We start from the raw sequence: 26,015 nt of genomic DNA, 5'->3' as shown, positions 1-26,015 counted from the left end.
ACAGCTACCCGTCTGTGTACGACAATCATTTCATTTTTGCAAGATAGGTCTTCACCTAGTGCATGAATGACGAAACCTTGAAATGGTCCGAGCCCAAAGTGGCCTTCATAAGCCTCATGAGGAACGTTACCCGAGAGGTCCGAGCCCAAAATGGTCTTCATAACCCTCATGAGGAACGATACTCGAGAGGTCCAAGCCCAAAATGGTCTTCATAAGCCTCATGAGGACCGATACTCGAGAGGTCCGAGCCAAATTGGTCTTCATATGGCTCATGAGGAACGATACTCGAGAGGTTCAGACCCAAAATGGTCTTCATATGGCTCATGAGGAACGATACTCGAGAGGTTACCCAAAGAGGCCTTCATAAGCCTCATGAGGAACGTTACCCGAGAGGTCCGAGCCCAAAATGGTCTTCATAACCCTCATGAGGAACGATACTCGAGAGGTCCAAGCCCAAAATGGTCTTCATAAGCCTCATGAGGAACGATACTCGAGAGGTTCAAACCCAAAGAGGCCTTCATAACCCTCATGAGGAACGTTACCCGAGAGGTTCAAGCCCAAAATGGTCTTCATATTACTCATGAGGACCGTTACTCGAGAGGTTCAAGCCCAAAATGGTCTTCATATGACTCATGAGGACCGATACCCGAGAGGTTCAAACCCAAAGTGGTCTTCATAAAGCTCATGACACTAAAACCTTCAGTGGAGGGATGGAAATAGGCCTTTTCATTTTTCCGAACTTTCTCGATAAAAATAAGAACAGGCCACTGGGAGCCTGTTCGCCTGCTTGGCAGCCTTAATCATATTGTTGACACAGGGATTAACGGTTGGACCTGGCCACCATTTCTAATACACGAAGGAGCTTTGCTCTCCTTCTGTAAAGTTGCTGTGCTTCTTCTACCGGAATGGCAACAAAGCGAAGCAGACATCCGGGCAATGCCTGCGCCAGCAATGGAATATCAGTCGAAATGACTGTTGCGATTCTGGTATATCCCCCGGTTGTTTGGCGATCTGCCATTAAAATGATTGGTTCCCCATTGGCAGGGACCTGAATTCCGCCCAGCGGGATTGCTTCTGAAATAATATCCGCAGATGTCTGATGTTTAATTCGAGGTCCCTTAAGCCTGTACCCCATCCGATCTGATTGCGGGGTTACTTCATAAATGGAAGATAAAAATGTTTGGATGGATGAATCTGAGAAAGCATGAAGATGAGGCCCTAAACAAACTCTTATCACCATTTCTTTCCGGTAACGAGGAATTTCAGCAGCATGAAGCGAGCGTCCGGCAGTCCCCCGGCCGGCTTCTGTTCCATGCAAAATAGCATCCCTTTCAATGGGACGCCCATTCAGTCCTCCCAGCTTTGCTTTTAAAAAGGTTGACTTGCTTCCCATGATCTCCGGAAGATCAAATCCCCCGCCCAAAGCAATGTAGGCACGGGCACCTTCAACAGGGCGGCCAAATTCAATTACATCCCCATTTTTTACTCTGAAACTTTTCCACATGGGAGCCTTTACTCCATTCACTGTTGGAGAAAGATCCCCCCCGCATATGGAAATGACTGCTTCCTCCAGTACCTTGAGCGTGGGCCCCATTAAAGTGACCTCCAGGGCAGCCTCGTTCCTGTCATTCCCTACAAGGAGATTCGCCATTTGCAGGGCATAATCATCCATAGCACCGGAAACCACCACTCCAAATTCCTGGTAGCCCGTTCGGCCCAAATCCTGGAACGAAGTCAGAAGCCCTGGTTTTACCACTTGAAACAGCGGGCTAGTCATGGCTACCAACTCCAAAGCTGCGTATTTCTATCTTTTCTGCCAATAGGGCAGTCCTTAATTTTTTCACAAACTCTAATGCTTTTTCTTCATCCCCATGGACGCAGATGGTGTCAGCCTGAATGAAGATATCCTGTCCATTTACTGCCGTTACTTTCCCTTCCTTGACCATTTTGAGCACACGCAGAACAGCTTCGTCGGCATCTTGGATGACTGCGTTTTGCTGTGAGCGCGGTGTAAGTGTTCCATCAGGCTGGTAGGTTCTGTCCGCAAAAACTTCCCGTGCCACCTTTAATCCCATTTCTTCACCCGCCTGAATCAGCTCGCTGCCAGCCAGGCCGAACAAAACCAGCTGAGGATCAACCGCCCGTACTGCTCTTGCAACAGCCCCGGCAATATCCCGATTGACGGAAGCCATATTATAAAGCGCCCCATGCGGCTTGACATGCCGAACTTTTGCATCGATTGCTTTAGCTGCCCCCTGTATGGCTCCGACCTGATAGACGACAAGATTGAAAATCTCTTCAGGAGACAATTGCATGTTCCTCCGTCCAAATCCGGCAAGATCAGGGAAACCTGGATGAGCTCCAATCCCTACGCCGAGAGAACAGGCCAAACGCACCGTCTTCATCATGACGTTAGGGTCACCTGCGTGAAAACCGCATGCAATATTGGCGGAAGATATGTACTTCAGGACTTCCTCATCGTTTCCGATTGTATAAGCCCCAAAGCTTTCACCTAGATCACTGTTTAAATCAATGGATATCACCCTGGATTCCCCCTTATTTTTTTTTCGCTTTAACGATGAAAGTCCCACTGTTTACTGCATTTTCAATTTCATCGTATTCACTTTTGCTTATTGGGATAAACCGAAGATAATGGCCGGAAGATAGGAGAATCGGATTCTTGCTGTCCGGATCATAAAGCTTCACAGGAGTCTTGCCGATAATTTGCCAGCCGCCTGGAGTCTCTATAGGGTAGATGCCGGTTTGTTCCCCCGCAATCCCCACAGACCCTGCAGAAATTTTAGCTCTTGGGTTATCACGCCGCGGCGCTGCTATTTTGGGTGACATCCCCCCTAAATAAGGGAAGCCGGGCATAAACCCCATCATATAGATCAGATAGTCCTGTCCGGTATGAACGGAAATCACTTCTTCCCTGGTAATTCCATTATAGTTTGCAACAAAATCTAGATCAGTCCCTGATTCTCCTCCATATAAGGTAGGTATTTCATAAATAAGAGAAGTAGGCTCAGCCACTCCTCCCTGCAAGTCCATATATTTGGATTCAAGCACCTTGCATATTTCATGGTAAGTGATGATGTCCGGACGGTAAAAAATCGTTAACGTCGTATAGGCAGGCACCCATTCAATAATGCCGTTAACTGGATACCTTCTTAAGCTGTCGGCAAATTGCCGGATTTCCTGATTGATCTTTTCAGAGATTTCATTTCCAAACAATAACTGTATTCCGGTGTCCCCCAGCGGAAAAGTCTCAGGTTTCATTCATTCCCCTCCCTCAAAGTTTATGAAAATAACTGAGATATTTGGTCTTTTAAGGTTACTGCCGCCAAATAAGCTGTTCCCAAAAAGACAATCCAGCCAAAAATCGTAAGCCATATTGGATGTTTATAATCACCAACAATGGATGTATTGTGCGCCGCCACCAATATCGCTCCCAGGGCAAGCGGAAGCACCAGTCCATTAAATGCACCTGCAAGAATCAGCAGGACGATCGGCTTCCCAATGATTATATAAATGATGGTGGAAACAATGATAAACCCAATCGTAACTTTTTGGTGATTCCGGTCAATTTTACCTGACAATGTCCGAAGGAATGAAACAGATGTGTAGGCTGCCCCAACCACTGATGTAATCCCTGCGGCCCATAAAATCAATCCAAACATCTTGTAACCTGCGGCTCCGGCAGCCTGCTCAAAAACAGATGCCGGCGGATTTGCCGGATCCAGGGCAAAGCCCGTCGATACTACACCCAATACGGCAAGGAACAGGAAGATGCGCATAACAGATGCTATAATTATACCGGAAACAGCGCTTTTTGTTACATTTTGGAGATTCTCCCTTCCAGCTATGCCTGCATCCAGCAAACGATGCCCGCCTGCAAATGTAATATATCCGCCTACAGTACCGCCAACCAGTGTAATGATCGCAAACAGATCAAGCTTTTCCGGTGCAAAAGTATAAATAATCGCGTCGCCGACCGGGGGATTGCTCCGAAAAGCAACATAGAGGGTCAACAGGACCATGATCAGCCCTAAAGCCCTGGCAATTTGGTCCATCGCTGCTCCCGCTTCTTTTGACAGAAAAATACCGACGGCAATAACTCCGGTAATAATGGCTCCCATGGCGGGGTCGACCCCAAATAAAACATTGAGTCCAAGCCCGGCCCCGCCGACATTCCCGATGTTAAATGCAAGGCCTCCCAATGCAACTGCAAATGCCAGGAAATATCCAAGGCCAGGCAGCACCATATTAGCAATATCCTGGCCTCTTTTTCTGGATACTGCTATGATTCTCCAAACATTGACCTGTACACCAATATCAAAAATAATCGACATTAAAATAACAAATCCAAAGCTGGCCAGTAATTGCTCTGTAAACACTGCCGTCTGTGTTAAAAATCCCGGCCCAATAGCGGATGAGCCCATCAGGAAAGCTGCACCAAGCAAGACTCCCCATTTACTTTTTATTGGTCTTTTTACCCCTGTACGTCCTTCCTGCTGCTGTCTACCCATGCATGAACCCCTTTAACTATAATAATCGTCTGCTTGTTTAGTATGGGCTTTTGATATTTGTGTTATGTCATAGCTTTGCCGCTTTGTGATACGGTTCATAGATGAGGATATTGATCCGGTCCATTCTCCAACAACCATTTTTATAAAACTGTGATTGATGGTCAATACTATATATCACTACTAAGTTTTTTTTATTGTAGGCTCTATTTATTGACATTTTATCCTGCTGTTCCTATAATTAATTTTGATTTAGTAGGTATAGCAACTAAAAAGAGGGATTCCTTTGAAATTAACATTTCAGGATTATATCAGTATTAAAATTCATAAAACGGACCTATTGCTTACCAGCTTTATTAAAGCAAGATTCGAGCCGTACAATCTTGCACCCGAACAAAATTTAATTTTAATGCTGTTATGGGAGCACGATGGCTTAACCCAGAATCAACTGGTCGAAAAGCTTGAAAAAGATAAAACGAATATTGCCAGAATGGCATCAAGCCTGGAGCGGAAAGGATTCATTAAAAGAATTCAATGCCCTGAAGACCGGCGATCCGTAAGGCTGTACCTTACTAAGCGTGGCCAGGAGCTTGGCTCAAGCATTATTCCAATTGCAGAGGAGTTTAATGAAATCGTCTGCAGGGGAATTTCAGAAGATGAACTTTTTGAGCTGGAGAGATTGCTGGCAAAAATCAGGGAAAATGTCCAGAACTCATTGAATTGATGCCATTTCCCTTTTGGTTGCTATAACAACTTAATAGCAGGGTATTACAACCCTGTCCAATCAGAATCAATTGGAGGTTTTTTTTATGTCAAATGTATTATTCATCAAGGCCAATTCACGCCCGATCGAGCAGGCAGTAAGTGTTAAGCTTTACTATTCTTTCCTTGAAAGCTATAAAGCTTCTCATCCGGAGGATACCATTACTGAACTCGACCTATTTGAAGAAAATCTGCCATATTACGATAACGATAAAATCAATGGCATGTTCAAACTCTCAAGAGGGATGGAATTAACTCCTTCCGAAAAGGAAGCAACCGATCTGGTCAACAAATATCTTGATCAATTCCTGGCTGCTGATAAAATCGTTTTAGCTTTCCCATTATGGAACTTCACTGTACCAGCAGTGTTACACACTTATCTGGACTATTTGGCACAGGCTGGCAAGACATTCCGTTATACAGCTGAAGGTCCTGTTGGTTTACTTACTGACAAGAAAGTTGCACTCTTAAATGCTCGCGGTGGAGTGTATTCCGAAGGCCCTGCACAGGCTTCCGAAATGGCCGTTAATTTCGTTAAGACAATGCTTGGATTCTGGGGAGTACAGGATGCTGCAACTGTAATTATTGAAGGCCACAACCAATTCCCTGACCAGTCAGAAAAAATTATCGCAGATGGATTAGAAAAAGCAGCAGCGATCGCAAAAGAATTCTAATAGACTAATTAATAAATAGAAAACCAGGGTCCTGTAAACTGTACCCTGGTTTTCTATTTATCATTTAAAAACAACAGGTGGAGTGTCGTGAAATAGCTGTATCTTCCCATACTTCCTATGCATTTTGAATTAGTGTAGATGCAGTTGGAATTTCTGCGTCCATTTTTACCGGCAATGGAACCACTCCTTCCGATGCATCGGTGCACCCTGTTAAACGATTAGAGGCTGCAACGGTTTTTTGCCGTTTTCTCAGCGTACTCTTCCTCTTCTTGCCGAGAACTTCCCGTTCGACTTTCAAGTCACCCTGGTAGAGGTGAATTTTACCGGCACTAAACTCCTGCGGATCGAGCAGTTCAATACGTCTGGAACGGAACCGTAAATGCAGCAAATCTCCCTTCCGCAGAAATAATAATCCTCCGTCATTAAATGCTTCAGGAGTCATATGACCAATTGCCGCCCCGTAGGATACCCCAGAATAACGGCCATCACTGATAAGAGTAGCCAATGTTTTAAGCTGACGGTTGGCATTGATATGCTGCATAGGCGTGAACATTTCCGGCATTCCAAATGCCTCGGGGCCTTGGCCGGCAATAATGATTGCCAGCTTCAAGATTTGATCTTTGACCATTTGATTAAATAAATGATCGTAGTTTAAAGACCCGGCTCCTAAAAAGCTTTCTGGCTGATTAAATTTCCACATTTGCAATAAATGCTCATGTGGAAATACTTTTGACTCCCTGAGCTCTTCAAGAAGCTTTTCATTGAGAAGCTGCTTGTTTGCCTCATCTTCATTCTCAAAGTAGAGAACGAACGAAACTTTCTCATCAAACTGATTTAATTGATAGGTAGACATCCCGCTGATCTTCACAACCGCACTCTCAAAGAAGTTCCCCCGCAGCACATCCACTCCACTGTATTTTCTCCGGGGTTTGCTTAAAATAATGGGATTATCTTTCACACCGTCGGCACTTAATCCCCTGGTATTGCTTAATCTTTCCTTCCATGTTTGACCCGTGACTGTAAGAGCATCCGAATCCATCGGAACTTCATTTTGAAGCAATTCATAGAATAGTGTTTCCATTCCCCTGATTGTGCCGGAACAACATTGCTGGGCCAAAGCAAATATGTCCCTTCCCTCTGTCAGACTGTAGTCAAATAAATCGGGAATCGGATGCGATTGATGAATTTTCTCCAGATCCCACAGCGAGAATTGATATCCGGCATAAATCATTGCCCCTACTATGTGCATCATCAAATTGGAAGAACCTCCGGCAGAACTATGAATACGAACCGCATTGGCAATATTGGCACCAATCAGTTCAGCAGCACTGCATTCCGGCCGGTTGGCGATGGAGAAGAGAGCCTCAATGGCTGGCCTCAGCTGTTCAGTTGTTGGAGGCTCAGTTAACAGCTCCAGTTCCGGGTGGACAAAACCCAATCCCGCCATGATATCTCTTGAACTGTTCCCTGTCCCGTGGAAGGCACAAATCCCCCCGGCAGCATCGCAAGTATTGACTGCCAGCCATTTTTCAAAGTATTTTTGCTCTTTAAACGTAATAATCCCCTGTTCAACTGCCCGGACCAACACACCTTGAAATTGAGTGTTTGATGAGCATTGAAGGATATAACTGAGAGCATCGAAGATATCGTCGGCAATATTTTGTTCTCCCATCTGAATAGCTCGTTCCGCGACATTGGTCAATTCCTTTTTCAAATCATCTGGAATTTCCCCTCCCTTTAACACATGGGAAGGAGCAAAGGAAGCAAAGACAGGGGCTTCCCCGCGCAGCCGCCGAACACGGTCTAATAATGCCAGTCCGCTTAAGACTGCAAGCGGCTGTTTGTCACAGCCCTGTATGACAAAAGCACCGTGATAAGAATGCGCTTCCATCTGGTTAACCACAATTTCTGCAATGGCATTCCGGCTTTGCAACGAATAGGACATCCCCATATTGCTTTGTGCCGTGCCGTCACAAAGAACCGGAGTGCTAAAATAAAACGGAAGTCCACCTTCCTCCCAGATGATTAATGCCGCGCGAGATACAGTTTCCATGTCCAGGATATGGGCAGGATGGTCTGCTGAACCGCCAATAATGGCAATTCGGGGTGCATTTTCTTCTAGCCGATTATAAATTTCTTCTAGAGTCCAGTCTGAAACCGGAACGCTTCCGCTGATGCCAACCAGTTTTTTTGCACGATCCAATAAACCAGCAACCGTAATTGGTTCATTTGCCTTTCCCTGAACATTATCCCGATAAGGATTATTATGATTATGAATTCTTGGCTTTTTCCTCGCATCTGTACCCGACATTCCTTAAGGCCTCCTCTAGATTAAAACTCGATATTTAGGATAGACTGAAACAGCTTGACCAGCCATTCAGCTCTGTGGAACTATCATATAAATCTAGCAAGATTGTTCTCAATTTATTGGTATAGCTTTCCTTCACATGTCCTTTCTCCGAAAAGCCGATTGCCTGCTTCTCATTGTTTGCCTGGGTAAAATCACAAGGGCCATATCTTTACAAAAATAGATAGTAAAGACATGGCCCTTCTTTCTTACTTCTTCGCGAGACGAATCACATTCCAGGAAAGCTTCGGGAGGTTAGCGATCAGGATCCCTGACTCAAGTTCTGCATTTCCATTGGAATGAGGGGCAACAGGTGTGCTTTGGGCAGAGTTGGTTTGCTTAAGATCGTCGTTCTCCAGTACAATATGCTCAATCACCTTATATCCATCAAAATTGCGAATGTCACACTCCAGGTGCAGCCCTTCCTGTAAATCACGGTTGACCGCAAAGATGGTCAATTGTTCATTTTCCTCATTGTAAACAGCCGTTGAATCCAGCACCGGCACATCGGTAAAATCCTTGCTGTCGTATTTTGGACACGAAATAATTGGATTCAATGCCACACCCCGGCCGTAAACAGAAGTATGCATATATGGATAGAAGATCGTTTGTTTCCATGCAGGACCGTTCTCTTCTGTCATAATTGGGGCAATCACATTCACAAGCTGGGCCAGGCATGCAATTTTTACACGGTCAGCATGCTTCAATAAAGTAATAAGCATAGAGCCGACCAGTAAAGCATCTTCAAAATTATAAATATCCTCAAGCTGAGGAGGTGCAACACTCCACGGCTCTATCAGCTTGTCCTGCTCCCTGCTGTGATACCAGACGTTCCATTCATCGAATGAAAGATTGATGTTCTTTTTGCCCCTCTTCTTTGCTTTAATATAGTCGGCAATGGAAATTACGGATTTGATAAAATCATCCATTTCCAGGGACAGGGCCAGATAATTGGAAATATCATTATCCCTATTACCGTAGTATTGGTGTAAAGAGATAAATTCAACATGGTCATATGTATGGTCAAGTACAGTAGCTTCCCAATCTGCGAATGTAGGCATGCTTCGATTAGAACTGCCGCAGGCAACCAATTCAATGGAAGGATCCACCCATTTCATTACTTTTGCGGCTTCCTGGGCAACCCGTCCATATTCGGCAGCCGTTTTATGCCCAATCTGCCATGGACCATCCATTTCGTTACCCAGACACCAGGTCTTGATTTTATGTGGTTCCCTCACTCCGTGGGAAATACGTAAATCACTGTAATAGGAACCGCCCGGATGGTTGCAGTATTCTACTAAATTTCTGGCCGCATCGATACCTCTTGTTCCAAGATTTACCGCCATGTTCACTTCTGCATTTACAAGCTTTGCCCATTTCATAAATTCATTTGTGCCAATTTCGTTTGTTTCCGTTGTCCGCCAGGCAAGTTCTAATCGGCGCGGCCGGTCCTCCACTGGACCTACTCCGTCTTCCCAGTTATATCCGGAAACAAAGTTGCCGCCTGGGTAACGGACGAGCGGTACCTGCAATTCTCTCACCATTTCAATCACATCCTGGCGGAAGCCGTATTCATCTGCCTGCGGGTGGCCTGGCTCATAAATTCCTCCATAAACAGCGCGCCCTAAATGCTCAACGAACGACCCATAAATACGATTATCAATTTCTGAAACTTTAAAGTCCTTTTCCAGTATCATTTTTGCTTTTTTACTCATTTTTTTCTCCTTTCAGCTTCAACTCTTTTTATCCATCATGAAAAGAAAAGGGCCGGACCCTTTCGAAAAAAGCGTTCAGGCCCTTTCAACCTATTTAGTTATGAGATCTATTATTTTATGTTGGCTTCTACTGTTTTTTGCGCCTGCTTTAAAGCTTCTTCAGGAGACTCTTTTTTCTGTCTCAGAACATTGTTTAACGTATTGGTATTCAACTCTGTCAGCACATCCGGGTAATGCTCTGTAACATTGATCCCTGGAATTTCTTCTTTAATGTCCAGCAACGTATCAAAGATGTCATTTCCAAAGAATTGATAGAATTTATTATCTTCACGGACAGCTGGTTCTTCCCAAACATCCCATCGTGGAGGGTCAAAACCTAAAACAGTCCATAATTTGATATTCGCTTCTTTGGAAAGCTTCGCAAATGCCAGGAACTCTCTTGCAAGATCAGCATGCTTCGTCTGGTTAGTAACGACAGTACCAGTTCCGCCAATACCGACAGAGCGGCCGCCGCCTTCTTCCCAGGCTGGCAATGGACGGATGACCATTTTACCTTTCAGGTCCTGCATATAATCAGTAAAACGGCCCATATACCATAAAGGCATTGAAATCGAAGCAGCTTTTCCATCATTCATATAAGAATAGTATTCTTCAGCATGCGGCTCTCCGCCTGGGGTAAGCTCGGCAATTTTATGCTTGTAAAGCATATCGTTTAATAATGAAAGAGTTTTAACATTCTTTTCACTGTCAACAGTCAGTTTTCCTGACTCATCAAATAAATCGGAGCCTTGCTGGCTGATCATTTGCTGAAACTGGGTGGCATCCCCAGTATGTACATTTGTCATGACAGCATCTGTCTTTTCAACTACTTTTTTACCTGCTTCTACATAGTCATCCCATGTTTTGATCGAATCAATATCTACACCGGCAGCATCCATAATTTCTTTATTGTAGTACATTACAGTAGCTCCAACGTGTGTTGGCATGCCATAGTAGTTTCCATCTTTGGCATATAGGTTCAATCGTGATTCAACGAAATTAGCCTTTTCAGGGTCTACATACTCGTTCATCGGCAATAATTGCGGTTCACCCTGAAGGAAGTTAGGGAAACGGCCTACCTCGATATCAGAAATGTCCGGAGCACCTTTGCCGGACTGTAAAGCCAGCAGCAAGTTATTGTGCATTTGATCGTACGGGAATGTCTCGGCAACCAATTTGATTTTTTTGTCAGGATGCAGTTCATTCCAGCGAGGGACTGCATCTTTAAAGAAATCCATGTGCAATTCTACGAAGGTCCAGTATTTTAATTCGGTAGCATCTTTTTCATCTGCCCCGATTACCTCCTTCTCGGTTGCTTCTCCCGATGTCGAGCTGCCGCCACCGCCGCTGCATGCCATTAACAGGGTTGATAGTAAGAAAAAAAGGACGGTTAACAAACTTTTCTTTTTCATTTTCTTTCCCCCTAATTCTAATTTTGAAAGCTGAAATCAAAAGAGTATCTAAGAGACGCTCACCTCCCTTAAGCTGGAAGAACAGCCAGCGGATAACGCTTACAAAATTTTCCTGTCAGTTGGCAGCCTGATGGGTTTGATCCTGGTCCAGCTGGCTGAAAATCTGAAGTGCCAGCCACATACATCCAACCCCTATCGTGCTGATCGTGAAGAAAGGCAACAGACCTGGAAAGCTGAGCGAAAAGTACAGGACTGCAAAAACAACAGCTCCACATACGATGGTGTAATGGATTTTTGTCAGACCAATGATAATGGCATTTTTAAAATGCTGATGCCAGTTCGCTTTATAATGCGCCAGCAACGGGAAGGACCAAATGACAAGCATGGTATAGAAAAAGACAATAAAGTAAAATGCAAACGGAACAACAAAGCTCATTTCCTGTATATGACTGGTCATTACCTGGTAGTTAAAATAAAGGATTGCTCCGATAACAGACAGGATCCAGCCCATGCTGTTAGCAGCCAAAAACTCCTGGCGGTAGACTTGCTTGAATGCGCTCCAGATTTTTATATCCTGTTCCCCCATTACCCATTTTCTTGCTACTGCCAATACGGCTGCTGTAGCTGGAAAAACACCGGCTGCAAATAATCCAAGGGCTGAAAAGAGAATCCACAGGATGTTAAGAAGGACAAGGCGCACAATCCATTGAAGCAAAGCATCTAGTTTTGACACGATTTGTTTTCCATTCATATTATTATCCACCTCTTTCATCTGCTGCCTGTTCTTACCCCTTTACTCCACCGACTGTCAGTCCGGCAACAAAGTAACGCTGGAAGAAAATGAAGAGAATAATAATCGGCACAATGGTCATGACAGATCCGGCAATTAATATATCGTAGTTATTTCCATAAGGCGTTAATAATGTGGCCAGGCCAATTGGCAAAGTGAACATATCATTTGACCTCAGCACGATTAACGGCCACAGGAAGTTGTTCCAGCTTCCCAGACCCTGAAGGATGGCCATTGCTGCCATCGACGGCGCCATCAGCGGCAGCATGATTTTAAAGAAAATGCCATACTCCGTAGCCCCGTCAATTCGGGCGGAATCCATCAGTTCCTTCGGCAGCCCCACTGCATATTGTCTAAAGAAAAAGACGGCAACTGGTGCAACGACGGCAGGAAGGATGACAGCTGTATAGGTGTTAATCAGGTTCATGCTGATCATTAATTGAAACAGCGGCAGCATCAGGATTTCAAACGGAACCATTAAGATAAAGAGAACGAATCCAAAGATCAGGTTCCTTCCTTTAAAATCATAGAGTGCCAATGCATACCCCACCATTGAAGAAAAGAACAGTGACAGGACAATGGTAACCGCCGAAATAACCAGACTATTGGTGAACCAGCTCCAATAGTTTCCGCCCTGGGTGAAGATGTACGTATAGTTGTCGAGGCTGATGCTGCTTGGATCGAAGGTGATGGAGATTCCGTTTCTCATCAGTTCCGACGATGGTCTTAATGAGGAAATCAATAAACTAATAATCGGAAAAAGAGCAATAAATGATAGGATGACAAAGGCCAGGTTCGTAATCCAGGCTGCTAACGAAGACTTTTTCTTTTTCATTTATGCATCCTCCTTTTTAAAGGCTCCAGTTAGAATAAGCTGAATAAAGCTGACGATGAAGATGATGAGCATCAGTATAACTCCTATGGCTGCACCAAATCCCATATCGTTCTGCTGAATTCCCTGCTGATAGAGATACCCAACAACCGTCAGGCCAATATTCCCGGGTGACCCGGCTTCCCAGAATACGAAACTTTCTTCAAACATTCTAAAACCAGCAATCACTGAGATAGTAGCTACAAATATTGTGACAGGCTTTAAAAATGGCAGAGTAACATACAGGAATTTTTTCATTGTTGTTGCTCCGTCAATTTCAGCTGCTTCATATAATTCTTTTGGAACATTTTGCAGGCCAGCCAGGAAATAAAGGATATTGACCCCCATCCACTTCCAGCAGCACAGCAGGACCATCAGGAACATGCCCGACCAGGCATTATATCTCCAGTCAACAGAATCCATTCCGAGCCAATTCAGTATCTGGTTCGCCGCAGCAGTGTCGGTTTCCCCAAACATCAGCCGGAAGACCATCCCCGAAACAATCGTAGATGCCAATGCAGGTACAAATAGTGAGGCACGAAAAATAGTCTTAAATTTAACTAGCTTAGAATCTAGAAGCACAGCAAGGATAATCGGGATAATTGTTAAAATCAGTACAGTAAATATGACGTATATTGTGGTATTTGACAGTGCTTTATAGAATGTTGGATTAAATACTCTTGAGTAGTTTGACAGACCAATAAACGTAATCTGACCCGGCAAAACACTTTGGAAGCTCATGATAATCGCTTTAATAGACGGATACAAAGAAAATACCAGAAATGAAAGGATAAATGGAGAAACAAAAATATAAGGCACCACTTTTTTCGAGTTTAAAAATTTAAACAGCTTATTGGGTTCCTTGACTGGTTCGGCAAGTTCTTGGGTTCTTACCCTCGACGCAGGTAACATCTTAAAACCTCCCTTTGTAATATTGAGAACTCACTGGAAATAATTTTCATCTTTCAAGACCGTCTGTAATCAATGCTGTAGGTGCTGTGGAGGTATTTCGCAGATTCGTTGTTGAATGGTCGACAAATGGACTTCATTGTTCTTTGAAAACTAACACATTGCTGCATTTCTTCTTCCTTGATTCAGGTCGCTCTTCTTCTTTGGCTGATGACATTTACGAACGTTTTAACAGGAGACGAAGGAAAGGGTACCACCACCTTAACTCATATATTTGATGATATGACCGGCCGTTTGTTATCGCTTACATTTTGGTATGTACGAATATTTTCAGTAATTTTGTTTCCTGGCCAGCGAGACGTACGTATATGTTTTATAAATTGATTATATGAAACTATTAGACTATTTTCAATACTAAATTTTGATTATTATAAATATTCTAAATCAATTAATTGTCGGTTTGTTATTCCCTGATGATTAAAGTGTCACATGTTTTTTTAGCTGTAATGAAGCAGTAGAGCTCCGTAAAATCAAATTAGGCTCAAATACTACCGATTCCACTTTTTCAGGGGACTTCCTTTGTTGACTGTTTTTCTCTTTGATCATGTCTACAATCATTTTTGCCGCTGTTTCACCCATCTTGCTCTGCGGATGCTGGATGGTGGTCAGTTTTACCTCCGTCAGCCTTCCCATATACGAATCGTCAAAGCCAACCAGTGAAAGATCTTCTGGCACGCTGATGCTTTTCTCCCTGAAAACATCAAGCATCAAGATCGCGAGCTCGTCATTATATCCTACAATCGCTGTCGGCCTTGCACTCTGCTCTACCGATAAAAGCCTGGCAAGGGCCTCCACTGGCTTGGCAGCTTTCCCGCTTGAATCATACGTGACGATTCCGTTTGGATTAATAGGGACCCCAAACTTTCGATGAGCTTTTATAAAACCCTTCATCCTTTTGACCCCCTGAAGATCATCGGTTTTAAAAAATCCCACGATATTCGTATGGCCCAGCTGAATCAGGTGCTCCGTCTGGACATAGCCGCCCTTTTCATCATTCATCGTAATGCTCACCGGCTCCAATTCATCATAATAGGCATTGATCATAATATAGGGAATCTGCTGCCGCTCCAAATTTAAGTAGTAGCTGATATTTGGATTGGACAATGCGCTTTTGGTAGGTTCAACGATTACCCCATCAAACTGCTCTGTCAGGATTTTTTCTAATATTCTTTTCTCCTCGCTATGGTCATTATTCGTACTGAATAAACTGACATTGTAGCCGTGTTTGCTTAAATAGGACTCCGCCCCCCTGATAATAGAAGGAAATATGTACTCGGAAATAAAGGTCGTAATAATGGCAATATTTTTCTGGTTTGACCCGCTCATTAACCTGCTGTCCATGGACCGGTCTGCACAAAAAGTCCCTGCTCCCTGTTCACGGTACAGCCAGCCCTTATTGACAAGTTCACCAATGGCAGCGCGAACCGTGTGGCGGCTGACTGCAAATTGTTTCATGAGTTCACTTTCTGAGGAGATTTTTTGATTCGGCTGAAAGGTGCCATCCAGAATCCGCGATTTTATCTCCTGTTTCACTTTGTCTAATTTAGTAGCCATCGTAACACCTCTTTTTTAGTAAACGCCTTTCTCCTGGGATAACAAGTCAGTGCATTTAGGGAATCGCTTACAAATTCTCATGCTTCAGGACTTATACGTATGTGTCTTCGTCTATTAATTATAATATTACAAATTGTACGTATATTCAAATATTTTAATTTAAAAAACACCACCGTATAAACGCAGTGGTGATGCTATAGTCAATTCTCAATTTTAAAAGCGCTTAGAAAGAAATACCTTTTGGCCCCACCAGGAGGCTGATCGAATACTTACTCCACCCCTCGCTGACTATTTAAGGACACGCATCAGTAACCCATGAATACGATTTTCCCGCTTGTAAAAATCCCTCCCAGAGCAGTTGATTCTATACCGCTCCAGGGAAAAAATGTAAGGTAAATTACTGGATAAGAATATCCAAATTATGTTCATCAGGCATTTTCAGAAATTTATTTTCGTATTCGAGCATATTAAGAATGATAAAAAAAGAAAGCGAGTTGAAGGCAATGTCCAGACAAGGCATGAACAATACAGACCAAACGAGGGAACAAACCGAGAAACACGATAAAAGAAATGATATCGAGCTAGGGGAAGACTTTCAGATTGGGAATACGAAGTCCCAAAGCCAAAAGAAAAGCGGACGCCAGGCAAATAAAAAATAACCAAATCCTCTTTAAACTGAAAACAGAAGGAGGTCGCAAGATACTTGGGGCCTCCTTGTTCTATGGTGAGAGACAGACTTTGGCGAAAAGTCTTTTCCTTCAGCGGTTTCTAATCTCCTAACAGATCACTAGGTTATGTGCAGGTCGATCCTGCTCATTGCCTATAAACAAACGGCCAATTGTCCAAGAGTAAAAAAAAGAAAGAGGCTTATTTTATAAAATTTGACTCAATGGATTCTCCGTTATTTACTATAGAAACTGCCTTTTTAAAGATCAAAATACAGCTGTTCCGCATCCTCCGTTTTCTTACCCGCAGGAGTTCCCTGCACCCTCTTTTCTTCCTGTCTATGAGACCGGTATAATTCATTTATTTTTTTATTAGCCTGAACGGCATCCACCGCTGGAACTGGATACCCCAAAGAGTAAAAGCCGGGATAAAGCCATGGTTCATGAATATATTTATCAGGAACGTTCTTCAGTTCCGGTACATACCTCCGGACAAATGCACCATCAGGATCTATTTCCTTTCCAAAGCGGATGGGATTGTGAACTTTTATGGGGCCATCTTTAAAAGTCCCTGAAATTTTCTGAACCTGTGTATAGTGTATCGCTGGCTGGTAATCAAGAAAAAGCCCAGCTAGCTCCCTGGCCGTCCTTTGCCAATCCTTCCGAAGAGTATGGCTTGCGAATGAGACCACCAAGGTTCTTAACGAGCTGTTGATCCATCCCGTCTGAATGAGGCACCTAAGCGCTGCATCAATGATTGGAATACCTGTCTTCCCCGACTCCCAGCGCCGGGAAAACTCAGCATCCCATTCGTCCTTCAGTGAATCAAAAGTGCTGTGGACGGATCTCTCAAATACCATTGGCATATTTTTGGCATTCAGAATCGTTTGGTGATGTAAATATAGCTTTGACAAGAAGGCTTCAAGCTGGTTGGTTTGATTCTCCTCTATTCCACCTGCAATGGCCTCCTTTGTCTTTTGATAGACGGTTTTCACCGAAATATTCCCCCAGGAGAGATAGGGAGACAGCCTGCTTGAAGACAAGGAAGATGGAATCGGCTTTTGATGGCGATCAATGTAATTTATGCACCGGTCCTTCAGGAAAGAGTCCAGCGTATCTGTCGCCTCATTTTCACCCCCATTTTGTCCAAAGCGAATCTCATCCCCTTTAACGGGAAAGCCTTTTATTCTTTCAATGCCAGAATAAAAGCGCTTAGGCACGACATCCGGGCTAAGAATCCTGCCGGGAGGCTGTGCACAAGGCTTTTGCATTTCCAGCTCCCACTTTTTCCTCGACAGCTTTCCTTCCCAGCCTTTTTGAAAGGCTGGAAGTTCAAAATAGGGACAGTAGGACAAACCCTTCTCCCCCATCCACCTTGCTGCGTTGGCGTCCCGTTCTTCTATGATGGGCGGGCCGATTTCTTCATATGTATAAAGCGAGAACGCTCCATAGGTGTGAAGGAGCTGTTCAAGGACTTCCTCAACTTCCCCAACGGCACAGGCAAGTTTTCCCCCGCGATCCTCCAGTTTATGTGCAAGCTCGGCCAGTCCGTTCAGGATGAAATCAAAATGACGCCTGGAAAGATCGCCCGTGTTCCAGAGTGAAGGCTCAGCGATATATAAAACAAGTGTCTCTCCAAATCGGCAGGCATCAGAAAGCGGCTGGTGATCAGCAAGTCTTATATCTCTTTTCAGCCAAACTACATTCATCAAGATCACCTCCGTTGCATCACTGTTATCTAGCTGGTTTTCCATGCTATTTAATATAAAATAAAACAATCCCTTCTATCATACTATCATTATATTTATACTCCTTCACAAAAACCATTGACATATACCATTTTACTGTAGTAAAGTTTAAGAAAATTGAAAATGAAATAGATTTCTTATCCAGAGAGGTCGAGGGTCTGGCCCTGTGACGCCTCAGCAACCATCAGCAGGCAAAAAGGCTGAAAAGGTGCTAAGTCCAGCAAGTTGTCAAACTTGGCAGATAAGAAGAAGATCCTTGATATCTAACAAAAAGTCTTCTTCTTAAGAGGACTTTTTTCTATTTTAGGATAACAATCTAGGAATTTGCAGAATTAGGGAGTGTCATAATCATGGTGAAAATTAACACAAAACTCGCACAAATTGGGAATCGCAGTGAAACAGCGACAGGAACGGTCAATCCTCCTATCTATCTTTCAACCGCCTACCGTCATGAGGGAATCGGGAAATCTACTGGATATGATTATATCAGGACCGGTAATCCAACGAGGGAAGTTTTGGAAAAGGCTATTGTCGACCTTGAGGAAGGTGACCGCGGTTTTGCATGCAGCTCAGGCATGGCAGCTATCCTGACCATTATTTCATTATTCCAGTCCGGTGATGAATGGCTTGTTTCAAAGGACTTGTACGGAGGAACTTACCGCTTGCTGGAACAGGGATTTAAAAAATGGGGATTGGGCTGTCAATACATAGATATGGCCAATTTGGATGAGGTTACTGCTTCTATCACGCCTAGTACCAAGGCTCTCTTTGTAGAAAGCCCGACTAATCCGCTGATGGAAACAGCCGACCTGGAAGCATTGGCAAAAATCACAAAGGAAAAAGGAATCCTGCTGATTGTCGATAATACCCTTTACACTCCATTGCTGCAAAAACCGCTTGCCATGGGTGCCGACATCGTCATTCACAGTGCCACTAAATATCTCGGCGGGCACAATGATGTTCTCGCCGGCCTGATCGTCGCAAAGGGGAAGGAATTATGTGATGATCTGTTCCTTTACCATAATGGAGCTGGAGCTGTACTCAGCCCATTTGATTCCTGGCTGTTAATGCGCGGCATGAAGACCCTTGCCTTAAGGATGAGACAGCATGAGCTCAATGCAGGACAGCTTGTTGAATATCTCGAAAATCATGATGCGGTAACCGATGTTCTTTACCCGGGAAGAGGCGGAATGCTTTCCTTTAGAATCAAGCACGAATCAATGGTGGATCCATTCTTGCAGAATCTTTCGGTTATTGCCTTTGCGGAAAGCCTGGGCGGCGCGGAAAGCTTCATCACCTACCCGGCTACACAGACACATGCCGATATCCCAAAAGAAGTCCGCGAAGCTACCGGCGTTTGCGGCAGGCTTCTGCGCTTCTCCGTTGGAATAGAAGATGCGGAAGATTTGATGGCTGATTTAGATGGAGCATTTGCTAAAGCAGGACAGGAGGTAGCACGATGAGCAACCATGACTATTCATTTGAAACTCAACTGCTTCACAATCAATATAAATTCGACCCTGCCACTGGAGGTGTCAGCGTTCCCGTTCAGTATGCCTCTACCTACCATCAGCCATCGGTTGACAAATTTGGCAAATACGATTACAGCCGGAGCCTGAACCCCACTCGCGAAGCAGTGGAAGAAATCATTGCAGGATTGGAAGGCGGAACCAGAGGGTTTGCCTTCTCTTCCGGGATGGCGGCTATTTCAACCGCATTCCTTCTGCTCTCCCAAGGTGACCACGTGGTTGTGACGGAAGATGTGTACGGCGGTACCTTCCGGATGGTCAGCCAAGTGCTGACACGCTTTGGCATTGAGCATACCTTTGTAGATATGACGGATCTTGCAGCTGTCAAAGAAGCTGTCCGTCCAAATACGAAGCTATTTTATGCAGAAACACCATCAAACCCTTTGATGAAGGTGACCGATATACAGGCAATCAGCGATATCGCCAAGGAGCATGGCGCCCTTACCTTTGTTGATAATACGTTCATGACCCCTTACCTCCAGAGACCTCTTGAGCTTGGAGCCGATATTGTCCTCCACAGTGCGACGAAATTTCTGGGAGGCCACAGTGATACCGTCTCTGGACTCGCTGTTGTGAAGGACGAAGAGCTTGGAAACCGGCTATATTCCCTGCAGAACGCGTTTGGTGCGGTGCTTGGCGTTCAGGATGCCTGGCTGGTGATGAGGGGAATCAAGACGCTTTCAGTAAGGATGCAGCAATCACAGGAAAATGCCATTAAGATTGCCAACTTTTTAAAGGATCATCCCCTTGTAAAAAAGGTTCATTATCCAGGCTTTGAGGACCACCCTCAATATGAAATTCATAAAAAACAATCCTACGGGCCCGGAGCAGTGCTTTCTTTCGAGCTGGAGTCTGAGCAGCTGCTGAAGGATTTTGTCAATAACGTTAAGCTCCCTGTTTTTGCGGTAAGTTTAGGAGCGGTAGAATCCATCCTCTCCTATCCTACGAAAATGTCACATGCGGCCATGCCTGCAGAGGAACGTGAGAAGCGGGGAATCTCCGGCAGCCTGCTCCGCCTTTCGGTAGGTCTTGAATCCGCTGATGACATGATCAAGGATTTTGCAGAGTCCTTGAGGGTTAGCTCAGCCCATGCAAGCCATCAAGGAGGAATAAGATGAAATTTCTAGACCGATTGAAGAATGAGATTCTAATCGCCGACGGAGCGATTGGAACTCTTCTTTATTCCTTTGGTACAGATACTTGCTTTGAGGAACTGAACCTTTCCCACCCGGATGAGATTGTTAAAATCCACACCGCCTATATCGAGGCAGGTGCCGATATCATCCAGACAAACACCTATGCAGCCAACTACCTGAAGCTTCAAAGATATGGGCTAGAAGATCATGTGAAAGAAATCAACAGCTCTGCTGCCAGGCTGGCACGCCAGGCAGCTGCCGGCCATAATGCGTACATTTTGGGGACAATAGGAGGAAACCGCGGAATCAGGCCCAACACCATTTCACTGGAAGAAATTAAGCGAAGTTTCCGCGAACAGCTTTATTGCCTTCTTCTGGAAGGTGTGGATGGGATCCTGCTTGAAACCTATTACGACCTGCAGGAAATCGAGACAGTGCTTGCTATTGCCCGGAAGGAAACCGACATCCCGCTGATTGCCCAGGTATCACTCCAGGAATCGGGCTTCATGCAGGATCAGACACCTGTAAATGAGGCTCTAAAACGTCTGGAAGGAATTGGAGCCGATGTCGTGGGGCTTAATTGCCGCCTCGGCCCGCACCACATGATAACCTCGCTTGAACAAGTCGAGCTTCCGAAAAAAGCGTTTCTATCCGCCTACCCAAATGCCGGCCTGCCAGCCTATACAGATGGTAAGTTTCATTTTGAAAGCAGTGCCGATTATTTCAGACAGTCAGCACGAAGATTTCGTGATCAGGGAATCAGGCTTCTCGGAGGCTGCTGCGGTACAACACCTGAGCATATCCGGGCCTTTGCAACAGAGTTAAATGATCTGGATCCTGTGACCGAAAAGAAAGTGACCTTTAAAAATACAAATATTGAAGTCAAGTCCTCCCCTGTCATAAGAAAGGAACGGCCGCTGCAGGAAATGGTGAAAGAACGCCCTTCGGTCATCGTGGAACTGGATCCGCCTCGCAAGCTGGATACAACCCGCTTTTTTGAAGGTGCAAAAGCTTTAAAGGAAGCAGGAATCGATGCTTTGACACTGGCAGACAATTCCCTGGCATCACCTAGGATATCCAATTCTGCTCTCGGCCACTTAGTTAAGGAACAAGTCGGTCTCCGTCCGCTTGTCCACCTGACCTGCCGTGACCGGAATGTAATTGGACTTCAATCCCATTTGATGGGGCTCCACACACTTGGACTTCATGATGTCCTTGCCATTACAGGAGATCCAGCAAGGGTTGGGGATTTTCCCGGTGCGTCCTCTGTTTTTGATGTCTCCTCCTTCGAGCTTATTGAAATGATCAAGCAATTTAATGAAGGGCTCGCTTTTTCCGGCAAGGATTTAGGCCAGAAGGGTGTTTTTTCAATAGCTGCCGCTTTTAATCCCAATGTCCGATCACTGGAAAAGGCTGTCGTCAGAATGGAGAAGAAAATAAAATGCGGGGCGGATTATTTCATTACACAACCAGTATATTCCGAAAAGCTGCTCCTCGACGTATATGAACAGACCAAGCACCTTGATACACCCGTTTACATCGGTCTCATGCCGCTGACAGGAAGCAAGAATGCTGAATTCCTTCATAATGAGGTTCCTGGCATCAAAATTTCCCAGAATATTCTTGACAAGATGGCAGAGTTCAAACATGATCCTGTCCAGTCAAAACGTGAAGGGATTGCCATTACCAAATCATTAATTGAAGCAGCTGCAGAGCTTTTTAACGGGATTTATTTGATTACACCGTTCATGAACTATGAAATGACCGTCGAGCTTGCCGCTTATGCCCGGGAATACAGCGATCGTCTATCAAGGAGGAAACAAAATGCCGAAAGTTTCACTAACTGAACAACTTAAGAAGAAAATCCTCATTATGGATGGAGCAATGGGTACGATGCTGCAGCAGGCAGATCTGTCTGCTGACGATTTTGGCGGCGAAGAATTTGAAGGCTGCAATGAAAACCTGAACCTGACTGCCCCACAAGTCATTGAACAGATACACCGGGAATATTTCGAGGCTGGAGCAGATATTGTTGAAACCAATACCTTCGGAGGTGCCAGCCTTGTCCTTGATGAGTACGGAATTGGCCATAAGGCCTATGAAATCAACAAAGTTGCTGCCGACATTGCCAGAAAAGTGGCGGATGAAATGTCCACTCCTGAATGGCCGCGTTTTGTAGCCGGCTCCATGGGTCCAACAACCAAAACCCTTAGCGTAACCGGCGGGGCAACCTTTGAAGAAATGACGGCAGCATATGAAGAGCAGGCCCTCGCGCTGCTGGACGGAAACGTGGACATCCTCCTGCTGGAAACGAGCCAGGACATGCTGAATGTTAAAGCGGCTTTTATTGGAATTCAATCGGCTTTTAAACAGCATGGGAAAGAGCTTCCGCTGATGATCTCGGCTACGATTGAACCAATGGGCACTACTCTGGCAGGCCAGTCCATAGAAGCATTTTATATTTCCGTTGAACATATGAAGCCCATTTCCGTTGGTTTGAACTGTGCCACCGGACCAGAATTCATGCAGGATCATTTGCGTTCCCTTTCCGGCCTCGCCACTTCGGCTGTCAGCTGTTATCCAAATGCCGGTCTGCCGGATGAAGAAGGGCTCTACCATGAGACCCCGGAAACACTTGCTCAAAAGCTGGAAGACTTTGCAAAAGAAGGATGGCTCAATATTGTGGGCGGCTGCTGTGGCACCACCCCTGACCATATAAAGGCAATGGCAGAAAAGATGAAGGCCTACGAGCCGCGGCAAACAGAAAATAACAACCACCATATGGTCTCCGGGATTGAGCCTTTCATTTATGATGACCCGACTCTAAGGCCTATCATGGTTGGCGAGCGGACCAATGTCATCGGCTCAAGAAAGTTTAAGCGGCTGATCACCGAAGGCAAGTTTGAAGAAGCGGCAGAAGTAGCCAGGGCCCAGGTCAAGAACGGTGCCCACGTGATTGATATCTGTCTCGCAGACCCCGACCGTGATGAACTGAATGACATGGAGCAATTCATAATCGAGGCAGTGAAAAAAGTCAAAGTCCCTCTCGTCATTGATTCAACGGACGAACAGGTCCTTGAACGGGCGCTGAAATACTCCCAGGGAAAAGCCATTATCAATTCGATCAACCTGGAAGATGGCGAGGAACGGTTTGAAGCCATTGTTCCCCTTATCCACAAATTTGGCGCTGCCGTTGTTGTCGGGACAATTGATGAAAAAGGTATGGGTGTTACGGCAGAAAGAAAGCTGGAAATTGCGAAACGCTCCTACGACCTGTTAGTAAATAAATATAAAATTGCCCCGCAGGACCTGATCTTTGATCCATTGGTCTTCCCGGTAGGAACGGGGGATGAACAATATATTGGGTCCGCAAAGGCAACCGTGGATGGAATCAGGAAGATTAAAGAGGCATTACCTGAAACTCAGGCAATTCTGGGGATCAGTAATGTAAGCTTCGGGCTCCCGCCTGTTGGCCGGGAAGTTTTAAACTCTGTATTCCTGTACCACTGTACACAGGCCGGACTGGATTACGCGATTGTCAATACGGAAAAGCTTGAGCGCTTTGCTTCCATCTCCAAAGAAGAAGTAGCGATGGCCGAAGATTTGCTGTTCCGCACAACAGATGAAACATTAGCGAAATTTACGGAATTTTACCGTGGAAAGAAAAAGGAATCCAAAAACAGCATACCTGATATGACATTGGAGGAACGCCTTGCTTATTACGTGGTGGAAGGAACCAAGGAAGGCTTGATTCCTGACCTGGATGCTGCGCTTGAAGCCTACCCTGCCCCTCTTGATATCATTAATGGTCCTTTGATGGATGGAATGAAGGAAGTAGGACGGCTTTTCAACGACAACCAATTGATCGTAGCCGAAGTTCTCCAAAGCGCCGAGGTCATGAAGGCCGCAGTTTCCCACCTGGAACCGCATATGGAAAAGAACGAAACTTCCTCGACAAAAGGGAAGGTCATCCTTGCAACCGTTAAAGGTGACGTCCATGATATCGGCAAAAACCTGGTTGATATCATCCTTAGCAATAACGGCTATAATGTAGTCGACCTTGGAATTAAGGTCAATCCGACAAGCCTGATTGAAGCGGTAAAAAAAGAGCAGCCTGATATTGTCGGCCTTTCTGGATTGCTTGTTAAGTCCGCCCAGCAGATGGTGCTGACGGCACATGATATGAAACAGGCAGGAATTGATGTTCCAATTTTAGTGGGAGGAGCTGCTCTGACCAGAAAATTCACGGATAATAAGATTTCCAGGGAATACGACGGTGTTGTTTTATATGCCAAGGATGCAATGAACGGGCTATCTCTTGCTAATTCACTGCAAGAGCCTGAGGAATACGAGAAGTACCTTTCGGAAAAGAAAGCAAAGCTGGAAGCCGTTCCGGCAATTCAGGAACCCGCTGCCAGCAGTCGAACGGCGACCGCAGTACTTACTCGTCCACGGACAACAACAAAAGCACCGATCTTCATCCCGCAGGACACGAAAAGACATTTGCTTGCATCCTATTCGCTCGATCATATTGAGCCATATATCAACCAGCAAATGCTGATTGGCCACCACCTTGGCGTGAAAGGGAAAGTTGACAGGCTCCTCGCTGAAGGAAATGAAAAAGCCGTGAAGGTTTATGAGGTCGTTCAGTCCCTCTTGCAGGAGGCCAAGGCTAACAATTGGATTCAGCCAAAAGCTGTCTATCAGTTCTTCCCTGCACAGGCAGACGGCAATAAAATTCACATTTATGACCCCGAGAAGCCAGGCAGGATTATTGAAACCTTTGATTTCCCACGCCAGGACAGCGACCCGGGACTATGTCTTGCTGACTACATTCGCCCTGTCGGCGACAATGAAATCGATTATGTCGGATTCTTCGCTGTCACCGCCGGGAACGGCATCCGCCAGGCTGCGGAAAAGCTAAAGTCGGAAGGACGCTTCCTGGAAAATCATACTCTCCAGGCTCTTGCTTTGGAAACGGCTGAAGGATTTGCCGAGCTCATCCACCGCCAAATGCGGGACCGTTGGGGATTCCCTGATCCGCTGACCATGTCGATGAAAGACAGGTTCTCCGCCAAGTACCAGGGGCAAAGATTCTCCTTTGGTTACCCCGCTTGCCCGGATTTGGAAGATCAGCAGAAGCTTTTCAAGCTGATCCAGCCAGAAGACATTGGGATTCAATTAACGGACGGCTGCATGATGGACCCGGAAGCGTCTGTTTCCGCCATTGTGTTTTCTCATCCAGAAGCACGGTATTTCAACGTCATGCGATAAAATA

General features: G+C 45.1%; 20 protein-coding genes and 1 riboswitch. Of the genes, 7 read left to right on the top strand and 13 right to left on the bottom strand.

The annotated features are described in order from the left end of the window. Window positions 1-166: 166 nt before the first annotated feature. The 5 genes from EV146_RS27015 to EV146_RS11950 all read right to left on the bottom strand — a co-directional run bounded on the left by EV146_RS27015 (window position 167) and on the right by EV146_RS11950 (window position 4,529). Window positions 167-316 (bottom strand): hypothetical protein, encoded by a 150-nt coding sequence (locus EV146_RS27015; protein ID WP_199232675.1) that lies wholly within the window; start codon window positions 314-316, stop codon window positions 167-169. A 504-nt stretch (window positions 317-820) separates the two neighbouring features. Then, window positions 821-1,777 (bottom strand): 5-oxoprolinase subunit C family protein, encoded by a 957-nt coding sequence (locus EV146_RS11965; protein WP_132006265.1) that lies wholly within the window; start codon window positions 1,775-1,777, stop codon window positions 821-823. Next, window positions 1,770-2,543 carry a LamB/YcsF family protein gene (locus EV146_RS11960; protein WP_132006263.1) on the bottom strand — a complete coding sequence of 258 codons (774 nt, stop codon included), beginning with the start codon at window positions 2,541-2,543 and terminating at the stop codon, window positions 1,770-1,772. Before EV146_RS11960 ends, EV146_RS11965 begins: the two co-directional genes overlap by 8 nt. A gap of 13 nt (window positions 2,544-2,556) precedes the next feature. Further along, window positions 2,557-3,279, bottom strand: a complete 723-nt coding sequence (gene pxpB / locus EV146_RS11955) for a 5-oxoprolinase subunit PxpB (protein ID WP_132006260.1) — start codon at window positions 3,277-3,279, stop codon at window positions 2,557-2,559. A gap of 20 nt (window positions 3,280-3,299) precedes the next feature. Beyond that, window positions 3,300-4,529, bottom strand: coding sequence for an NRAMP family divalent metal transporter (locus EV146_RS11950; protein ID WP_132006257.1), 1,230 nt, complete (start codon window positions 4,527-4,529; stop codon window positions 3,300-3,302). A gap of 283 nt (window positions 4,530-4,812) precedes the next feature. On the opposite strand from EV146_RS11950, the gene EV146_RS11945 reads away from it, so the two are divergent. Both EV146_RS11945 and EV146_RS11940 read left to right on the top strand, forming a co-directional pair. Beyond that, window positions 4,813-5,250: a MarR family winged helix-turn-helix transcriptional regulator gene (locus EV146_RS11945; protein WP_132006254.1), complete on the top strand. Its 438-nt coding sequence runs from the start codon at window positions 4,813-4,815 to the stop codon at window positions 5,248-5,250. A gap of 85 nt (window positions 5,251-5,335) precedes the next feature. Beyond that, window positions 5,336-5,962, top strand: coding sequence for an FMN-dependent NADH-azoreductase (locus EV146_RS11940; RefSeq protein WP_132006251.1), 627 nt, complete (start codon window positions 5,336-5,338; stop codon window positions 5,960-5,962). Between the two features lie 115 nt (window positions 5,963-6,077). Here the strand turns inward: EV146_RS11940 and EV146_RS11935 are convergent, their stop codons facing one another. The 7 genes from EV146_RS11935 to EV146_RS11905 form a co-directional block, all read right to left on the bottom strand. Continuing rightward, window positions 6,078-8,273 carry a dihydroxy-acid dehydratase domain-containing protein gene (locus EV146_RS11935; RefSeq protein ID WP_132006248.1) on the bottom strand — a complete coding sequence of 732 codons (2,196 nt, stop codon included), beginning with the start codon at window positions 8,271-8,273 and terminating at the stop codon, window positions 6,078-6,080. Window positions 8,274-8,518: 245 nt separating this feature from the next. Further along, window positions 8,519-10,024 (bottom strand): arabinosylfuranosidase ArfA, encoded by a 1,506-nt coding sequence (gene arfA, locus EV146_RS11930; protein ID WP_132006245.1) that lies wholly within the window; start codon window positions 10,022-10,024, stop codon window positions 8,519-8,521. A gap of 110 nt (window positions 10,025-10,134) precedes the next feature. Next, on the bottom strand, window positions 10,135-11,475 hold the full coding sequence (locus EV146_RS11925) for an ABC transporter substrate-binding protein (RefSeq protein WP_132006242.1): 1,341 nt from the start codon (window positions 11,473-11,475) through the stop codon (window positions 10,135-10,137). Between the two features lie 115 nt (window positions 11,476-11,590). Next, a complete protein-coding gene (locus EV146_RS11920) occupies window positions 11,591-12,226 on the bottom strand; it encodes a YesL family protein (protein ID WP_132006239.1) in 636 nt (211 codons plus the stop codon). A gap of 34 nt (window positions 12,227-12,260) precedes the next feature. Further along, the gene (locus EV146_RS11915) at window positions 12,261-13,100 is read right to left on the bottom strand and encodes a carbohydrate ABC transporter permease (RefSeq protein ID WP_132006236.1); all 840 of its coding nucleotides are present in this window, start codon (window positions 13,098-13,100) and stop codon (window positions 12,261-12,263) included. Next, window positions 13,101-14,048, bottom strand: coding sequence for a carbohydrate ABC transporter permease (locus tag EV146_RS11910; RefSeq protein ID WP_132006233.1), 948 nt, complete (start codon window positions 14,046-14,048; stop codon window positions 13,101-13,103). It abuts the gene before it with no gap. 474 nt (window positions 14,049-14,522) lie between these two features. Beyond that, window positions 14,523-15,659 carry a GntR family transcriptional regulator gene (locus tag EV146_RS11905; protein WP_132006230.1) on the bottom strand — a complete coding sequence of 379 codons (1,137 nt, stop codon included), beginning with the start codon at window positions 15,657-15,659 and terminating at the stop codon, window positions 14,523-14,525. Between the two features lie 473 nt (window positions 15,660-16,132). Here EV146_RS11905 and EV146_RS11900 point away from each other — a divergent pair, with 473 nt between their 5' ends. After that, the gene (locus tag EV146_RS11900; RefSeq protein WP_121612252.1) at window positions 16,133-16,318 is read left to right on the top strand and encodes a hypothetical protein; all 186 of its coding nucleotides are present in this window, start codon (window positions 16,133-16,135) and stop codon (window positions 16,316-16,318) included. A 266-nt stretch (window positions 16,319-16,584) separates the two neighbouring features. Here EV146_RS11900 and EV146_RS11895 read toward each other — a convergent pair whose 3' ends face one another. After that, window positions 16,585-18,078 carry an FAD-binding domain-containing protein gene (locus EV146_RS11895; RefSeq protein WP_158287081.1) on the bottom strand — a complete coding sequence of 498 codons (1,494 nt, stop codon included), beginning with the start codon at window positions 18,076-18,078 and terminating at the stop codon, window positions 16,585-16,587. Window positions 18,079-18,206: 128 nt separating this feature from the next. Then, a riboswitch (SAM riboswitch) is annotated at window positions 18,207-18,320 on the top strand. A gap of 102 nt (window positions 18,321-18,422) precedes the next feature. Between EV146_RS11895 and EV146_RS11890 the strand changes: the two genes are divergently transcribed. Genes EV146_RS11890 through metH form a run of 4 tightly spaced genes read left to right on the top strand, consistent with a single transcriptional unit; the run spans window position 18,423 to window position 26,011 of the window. Next, window positions 18,423-19,535 carry a methionine biosynthesis PLP-dependent protein gene (locus tag EV146_RS11890; RefSeq protein ID WP_132006224.1) on the top strand — a complete coding sequence of 371 codons (1,113 nt, stop codon included), beginning with the start codon at window positions 18,423-18,425 and terminating at the stop codon, window positions 19,533-19,535. Beyond that, window positions 19,532-20,719 carry a cystathionine beta-lyase gene (gene metC, locus EV146_RS11885; protein ID WP_132006221.1) on the top strand — a complete coding sequence of 396 codons (1,188 nt, stop codon included), beginning with the start codon at window positions 19,532-19,534 and terminating at the stop codon, window positions 20,717-20,719. The genes EV146_RS11890 and metC overlap by 4 nt, the downstream gene beginning before the upstream one ends. Beyond that, window positions 20,716-22,584: a bifunctional homocysteine S-methyltransferase/methylenetetrahydrofolate reductase gene (locus tag EV146_RS11880; protein WP_132006218.1), complete on the top strand. Its 1,869-nt coding sequence runs from the start codon at window positions 20,716-20,718 to the stop codon at window positions 22,582-22,584. Before metC ends, EV146_RS11880 begins: the two co-directional genes overlap by 4 nt. Beyond that, entirely contained in the window at window positions 22,562-26,011 is a 3,450-nt protein-coding gene (gene metH, locus EV146_RS11875) for a methionine synthase (RefSeq protein ID WP_132006215.1), read from the top strand. The genes EV146_RS11880 and metH overlap by 23 nt, the downstream gene beginning before the upstream one ends. Window positions 26,012-26,015: the final 4 nt, after the last annotated feature.

Source organism: Mesobacillus foraminis, from assembly GCF_004340465.1.
Taxonomy (GTDB): Bacteria; Bacillota; Bacilli; order Bacillales; family Cytobacillaceae; genus Mesobacillus_B; species Mesobacillus_B foraminis.
The sequence above is the reverse complement of the archived record's forward strand: the minus strand, read 5'-3'. Positions and strand labels throughout refer to the sequence as shown.

Coding starts and splice junctions, on each gene's coding strand:
- EV146_RS11905 (WP_132006230.1), bottom strand. CDS start 15,659: ATGGCTACTAAATTAGACAAAGTGAAACAGGAGATAAAATCGCGGATT.
- EV146_RS11910 (WP_132006233.1), bottom strand. CDS start 14,048: ATGTTACCTGCGTCGAGGGTAAGAACCCAAGAACTTGCCGAACCAGTC.
- arfA (WP_132006245.1), bottom strand. CDS start 10,024: ATGAGTAAAAAAGCAAAAATGATACTGGAAAAGGACTTTAAAGTTTCA.
- metC (WP_132006221.1), top strand. CDS start 19,532: ATGAGCAACCATGACTATTCATTTGAAACTCAACTGCTTCACAATCAA.
- EV146_RS11915 (WP_132006236.1), bottom strand. CDS start 13,100: ATGAAAAAGAAAAAGTCTTCGTTAGCAGCCTGGATTACGAACCTGGCC.
- EV146_RS11950 (WP_132006257.1), bottom strand. CDS start 4,529: ATGGGTAGACAGCAGCAGGAAGGACGTACAGGGGTAAAAAGACCAATA.
- EV146_RS11900 (WP_121612252.1), top strand. CDS start 16,133: ATGATAAAAAAAGAAAGCGAGTTGAAGGCAATGTCCAGACAAGGCATG.
- EV146_RS27015 (WP_199232675.1), bottom strand. CDS start 316: ATGAAGACCATTTTGGGTCTGAACCTCTCGAGTATCGTTCCTCATGAG.
- EV146_RS11890 (WP_132006224.1), top strand. CDS start 18,423: ATGGTGAAAATTAACACAAAACTCGCACAAATTGGGAATCGCAGTGAA.
- EV146_RS11925 (WP_132006242.1), bottom strand. CDS start 11,475: ATGAAAAAGAAAAGTTTGTTAACCGTCCTTTTTTTCTTACTATCAACC.
- EV146_RS11920 (WP_132006239.1), bottom strand. CDS start 12,226: ATGAATGGAAAACAAATCGTGTCAAAACTAGATGCTTTGCTTCAATGG.
- EV146_RS11935 (WP_132006248.1), bottom strand. CDS start 8,273: ATGTCGGGTACAGATGCGAGGAAAAAGCCAAGAATTCATAATCATAAT.
- EV146_RS11965 (WP_132006265.1), bottom strand. CDS start 1,777: ATGACTAGCCCGCTGTTTCAAGTGGTAAAACCAGGGCTTCTGACTTCG.
- EV146_RS11895 (WP_158287081.1), bottom strand. CDS start 18,078: ATGGAAAACCAGCTAGATAACAGTGATGCAACGGAGGTGATCTTGATG.
- metH (WP_132006215.1), top strand. CDS start 22,562: ATGCCGAAAGTTTCACTAACTGAACAACTTAAGAAGAAAATCCTCATT.
- EV146_RS11880 (WP_132006218.1), top strand. CDS start 20,716: ATGAAATTTCTAGACCGATTGAAGAATGAGATTCTAATCGCCGACGGA.
- EV146_RS11940 (WP_132006251.1), top strand. CDS start 5,336: ATGTCAAATGTATTATTCATCAAGGCCAATTCACGCCCGATCGAGCAG.
- pxpB (WP_132006260.1), bottom strand. CDS start 3,279: ATGAAACCTGAGACTTTTCCGCTGGGGGACACCGGAATACAGTTATTG.